Genomic DNA, 5,288 nt, shown 5'->3' with positions numbered 1-5,288 from the left:
GTAGCGATGGCAGGTTGTCGAATCTTATGTTCATAATTTCACCTCGTGCAAAATTTATTCAAGATTTGCTAGCTTTATTTCATTATATCATAACCCAAGAGAAAAAACAATCCTCAGAAACCTGCTAAGAAAAATCAATAGGTAAAAATTTGGAAAAATAGTTAAAAATATGATAAAAATATGATAAAAATTATGAGAAAAAATAATCTGTGAATAAGAAAAATAACTGAAATCATAAAAATTTATTGGTTAATATAGCTGTCTCGATAGTATTTACATTAAAAATTAACTCATACCTTGAAATAATTAAAAGTTCCTCTTCCTGAACGACATTTTCACTCCTAAGTATGTTAATTCCTGAAGGGACATTCCCATTAAATTCATAGGAATAATTTACCCCATACTCATCAAATATTTCAACAGGAACTACTGTAGATAATGCAGGTTTATCTTGACTTAAATAATGATTCAGTATATCATCAAGAATATCACTTTTGACCAATGGCAAATCTGCATTGATGAAAATTAAAATATCCTCTTTGGATTTTTTCTCAAAAATTTCCAAGATATTTGAAAGATCTTCAACAAAACCTTTTCCTAAAGTGTCCAAATAATAATCGTTTTTGTCACTATCATAAAATGAATCATCAAATTTGGAAAAATTCAATTCATCAATCAGAAAATCCTTTGTTTTTGGAGCATTAGGACTGACTGCAACAACTGTTTTTTCAATCAAGTCAGAATCCTTAATATTATCCAACACATAATGGATCAATGGCTTGCCATCTATGGGATAAAGTGGCTTTTCTATTTCTGACTTTAATCTAAGTCCCTTTCCACCAGCCATTACAAGAGCTATAATCATAATACACCATTAATGAACTTTTAATAAAAGATTTTTAAAACAAATAATAATCTAAAAAAGAAAAATATCAAAAAATTGAAAAATAAAATGAAAATAAAAATAAAAAAAGAAAATAAGGTAAATTATTTTGGAATTGTACCTTGTTCTTGCATTCTTTTCTTAAGAATACATTTTTCTCCTTGGTTTCCACCAAGAGGGTTCTTTTGAGTTCCCATAGAATTCATACAACGAGCCATAATTGCAGAACCAAGAGCAAGTCCATCCTCTACAAATACAACATCCTTGAATTTGTCCTGAGCATATTCTAAGATAAGTTCTGGTTTCTTACCAGTGATTCCTGCTCTACCGGTAACTCCTAAAATGGAACCGTCAAGAATAAGATCTTCTTCAAATGCTACATCAAGAACTCTGTATACAATATTAGCACTTACATGGTCCATTGTAGCAAGCAATGTAGGAATTCCTTCATCCTCATAGATTTTAGCACCAATTTCCACTAATCCACCAAGACCATCTGCATTGGTACCGACATCACAACCAATCAAACAGGTACCTGCTGCTTTAGCACCTGCAGCATCTAAAGGAACAGTACCGAATCTGTCAATGCCCTCTGGAACTTTACAGATGTTAATGAGTTCATGTGCCTCTTTAGCATATTGCTTAGCTTTTTCCTGATGCTTTTTGCCATCTGCTTTCTTAAGCAATTTTGGATCAAATATGTCCAATGCAGCACCATTATTTTGGTCTATTTGCTTGGAACCTTTAGCTAAGGAGTCTGAAATAACACCAGCTAAACCTAAGAAGTTACCAACGGTACTTGCATAAGGTTCATCCTTATTTACAATCCTACCTGCTAATGTAGAACCAAAGTCTAATGATACACATGGGTTTCTATAGTCTACTTCAGTCCATTTAGCACCTAATTTAATACCTGCAGTAACAAGTTCCCCTTCCATCTCGTTAGCAACGACTTCTTTTCCTTTTGGTGGAACTACACTTACTACAGCCCCATCAAACATTACATTATCTAATAATGTGTATTTCTGAAGTCTTTTTGGAAGGTGTGCAGTTGACATAGCAGGAGCCATTTTTGTATGGGATATGCCTGCATCAAGACAACCATCTGCTAAAGCTTTTACCATTTGCCCTACTTCTTGAGTAGTCGCGAAACCAGCAGTTACCCCAGTAGATCTTACTACAAAGTCTAAATCTTCATCCATATCCATATGAGCTTTTTTAAGTGATTCTAAAACAGTGTCTTTAATCATATCTGCTACAGATTCTTTAGAAAGTTCAATGCCCCAAACAGTTTTACCGAAGACTTCTTCATCAGGTTTAGGAGCCCTAACATCCCTTGTCATGTTAACTGTTTTATTAATTAGGTATGATTGGCTGTTGTTTAAATTGGTAGCCATGATAACACATTTTGTGGTGGTGTTTCCTAACTCTACAGAAGCAGTAACATAATATTCATCCTGTTGTGCGGCCATAACACCTGGACCTTGAGGTCTGTTACCTGCTTTTAAAATACTTAAATCCCTTGGTTGACTTTCAGCAATAATTGGCTTAGGTCCCTTGTTAAAAAATTTATCTAAAAAAGACATATAAAATCCCCATAATCTTTCTATATAATATATACTATTTTCATCAAATAATATAAATTTTGTTAAATGATTTTGATAATTAGTAAAAAAGAGTGAAGATTGGATAAAAGAATTTAGAATGTTAAAATTAGTAAAAAAAAAGTTTGTTAGAATTAGTTAAAAAAAGTGAATACGAAAATAAATTAAAAATAGAAAAAAAAGTTTATAATTTGAAAAAGATTAGATGAATAAATCATCTAATCTCGGACCCTTTCAAATTATAATAATAAGTTCAATGGGTGTTCTTCAATAGGTTCGGTACCGATATCTCTTGCTGCTTCAGCAATCATAATATCTGCCATACCACAAGCTGGGAATGCGAGTCTTGAGTTTTCGATAGGACCGAAAAGTACGAAGTCTCCACCAGCCATTTGTTGTACGATGTTGGAACCTATATCACAAACAGGCCATGCTTCTTTGTGTTCTTTTTTGTATTGTCTTAACCAATCCCATGCAGAAGGTACGTTGTGAATACCGGAACCTACAGGGTATCCCCATTTAGCTTTTACAGCGTAGGAAGTTCTTACTGCAGGACCTGCACCTTGTCCTAAAGGAGTTACAGCTACGTCCATCCATGGTTTGGTAATTCCACATCTTTCTGCCATTTCGAGAATACCTTCATCGATTACAGATCCACCAGTTTCCCAAATTTCGAGTTTACCTGCTACACCAGGGGTCATAGGGTTGAAACCTAAGAGAATGGATGCGTCGATGTCGGAGTTAGCTACAGCTTCAATTTCACCAGGTTCAGCAGCCATACTTAAGGAGTTGTATACAGCTCTTTCAGCTAATCCTACTTCTTGTACGTATTCTACACCTGCAATTTTTGCAGCTGCAGCAGTTGAGTCGATAAGGAAAGGTTTGTCACAAACGTCTCCTACGAATTCTAAGTATTTAACCATAGCATCTGCAGTAGCACCGAAAGTTTGTACAACACAAGGGTTTCCGGTTACGTCAGACATTTCTTCCATAGTTTTAATTAATCCTTCAGCAGCGTCTTTATCAAAGTCTCCTGCTTTTTCATCACTAATAATTTTGTGTCCGCCGTAAAAGATAGTTCCTGCTAAAACGGTAGGGTATTCTCCAGGTTGTCCTCCCATTTTTACTCCAGCAATATCTACGACGAGTTGTTCTTTATCAAATCTAAACATTTATAATCCTCCAATTTAGATTAATCCTGCCATAATAGTACTCATTGCACTTACTAAACCAAATTCAATGGACACTATTAATATTACAAGACCTAAAATTATACCATATAAAATACCAATATCTCTACCGTTTTGTTGACCTAAACGTTGGAAGTATTCCCCAACAGCAAATTCTACTTTTTCTTCAGCTTCATCTAATTTTTGGACTGCAGCTGACATATCGTCGGTAGATACAATAATTTGAGGTACTGATTCTTCAGACATTTTTTAACACCTCTATAATCCACATAATTTAGCTAAGTATGGAATAACAACAGCTAAACAAAGAGCAATTCCAATACCGATAGCTATACCAGAAAATCTGGTGCTGATTACGCCAGCGAATAATCTTCCTTCTCTGCCTAAGAGCTTAGCACGGTATTCTACATCACTAGAAGCATTTTTAATACCACGAGTATTTGGTTTGTTTGAAAATTTAACCATAAATAAAACCTCCAGTTTATACACCTACTAATGGTGCCATTAATAATAAGAAACCGATTACTAAAGTAAATACTAATCCAATCATAATACCTTGGACTTTACCTGAATAGTTACCTGCCATATTTCTTTGTACAGCACCAACTAATTTTACTTGAGTATCAATATTTCTGATTCTTGCTTCAAGTAATGCAGTTTCTGGAGAGATAGGGCGAATTTCTTCACCGTCATCGTCGTCGTCATCTCCTTCTTTCACTTCAATAACCATAGCATCTTCTTCAAAAGCACCAGGATCTTTTTCGATACATTCTTTTACTTTTGCTGTGATTGCTCCACCGTCTTCGTTATCGATTAAGTCAACAAGTTCTACTTGTTGTTGGAATCTTTCTACACCTTCCATAGGAATGTTTTCTACGAAAGGAATTGCACCGGTAGCACCAGTGATTTTTTTCTTTTCAGGGTCGCAACCATTTGCGTGTAATGCTTGGATACTTTGACCAGTAATGTGACCTTGCACTTCTGCACCACAAAGAATCAAGAATCTGATGTTTGGGTTTGAAATGATGTTTGCTACAACTTTTTCAATTCCTAAGTTTTCAGTCTTGCAAGGTCCAGCAATTGCTGCTCCAGCAGCTGCTGGAATGTCTTCATTGTGGGAAGCCAAAGTAGTTACAGCAACAGGGCTTTCAGGATCCCCAACAATATAATCTCCACTTACAACAGGCCAATTATCTGCGGTTGGTTTTTTATCTGCCATAATATCACTCCTCTAATTTTAATCTAGCTAATTTTTTTAGTAATCAAACTTCAAACTATAAATCCCCAAAATATGAAAGTCAATAAACAAACTTATTAAATTTCATACTAAATAAACTACAAATAGATTTATAATTAAATGAGTATTTAAAGATTATGTCATTTATACTGTATAAAAACTAAATTAGACTTTAAAAATAGATTTAGAGCGTTTAAAAGGCGTTTTTTAAAAAATAATACAAGTATAATTGAGTATTTTATCAAATACAAATTATAAAAATAATCAAAAATAGCTAAAAATGATTTAAAAATTTAAAAAGGAAAGGAAAATGAAATTTAAAATTAACAAAAAATAGGTAAAATTTACAAAAAATAATCAATAAATAGAAATAA

Annotated in this window: 6 protein-coding genes; all 6 read right to left on the bottom strand. The window is 33.8% G+C overall.

Features of this window, described 5'->3' with window-relative positions:
• Nucleotides 1–232: 232 nt before the first annotated feature.
• Entirely contained in the window at nt 233–865 is a 633-nt protein-coding gene (locus tag ACKI67_RS05720) for an NTP transferase domain-containing protein (RefSeq protein WP_407462474.1), read from the bottom strand.
• 122 nt (nt 866–987) lie between these two features.
• Nucleotides 988–2,469 (bottom strand): methanogenesis marker 14 protein, encoded by a 1,482-nt coding sequence (locus ACKI67_RS05715; protein ID WP_407462473.1) that lies wholly within the window; start codon nt 2,467–2,469, stop codon nt 988–990.
• 257 nt (nt 2,470–2,726) lie between these two features.
• Nucleotides 2,727–3,659 carry a tetrahydromethanopterin S-methyltransferase subunit H gene (gene mtrH, locus ACKI67_RS05710; RefSeq protein WP_407462472.1) on the bottom strand — a complete coding sequence of 311 codons (933 nt, stop codon included), beginning with the start codon at nt 3,657–3,659 and terminating at the stop codon, nt 2,727–2,729.
• A 15-nt stretch (nt 3,660–3,674) separates the two neighbouring features.
• The gene (gene mtrG, locus ACKI67_RS05705; protein WP_295605491.1) at nt 3,675–3,923 is read right to left on the bottom strand and encodes a tetrahydromethanopterin S-methyltransferase subunit MtrG; all 249 of its coding nucleotides are present in this window, start codon (nt 3,921–3,923) and stop codon (nt 3,675–3,677) included.
• Between the two features lie 12 nt (nt 3,924–3,935).
• Complete coding sequence (locus tag ACKI67_RS05700; protein WP_295605493.1) at nt 3,936–4,142, bottom strand: tetrahydromethanopterin S-methyltransferase subunit F; 207 nt, start codon at nt 4,140–4,142, stop codon at nt 3,936–3,938.
• Nucleotides 4,143–4,158: 16 nt separating this feature from the next.
• Complete coding sequence (gene mtrA, locus ACKI67_RS05695; protein WP_407462470.1) at nt 4,159–4,896, bottom strand: tetrahydromethanopterin S-methyltransferase subunit A; 738 nt, start codon at nt 4,894–4,896, stop codon at nt 4,159–4,161.
• Nucleotides 4,897–5,288 lie beyond the last annotated feature (392 nt).

Source organism: Methanobrevibacter sp. (genome assembly GCF_045577275.1).
GTDB lineage: Archaea > Methanobacteriota > Methanobacteria > Methanobacteriales > Methanobacteriaceae > Methanobrevibacter.
This window is presented reverse-complemented; position numbering and strand designations above follow the sequence as displayed.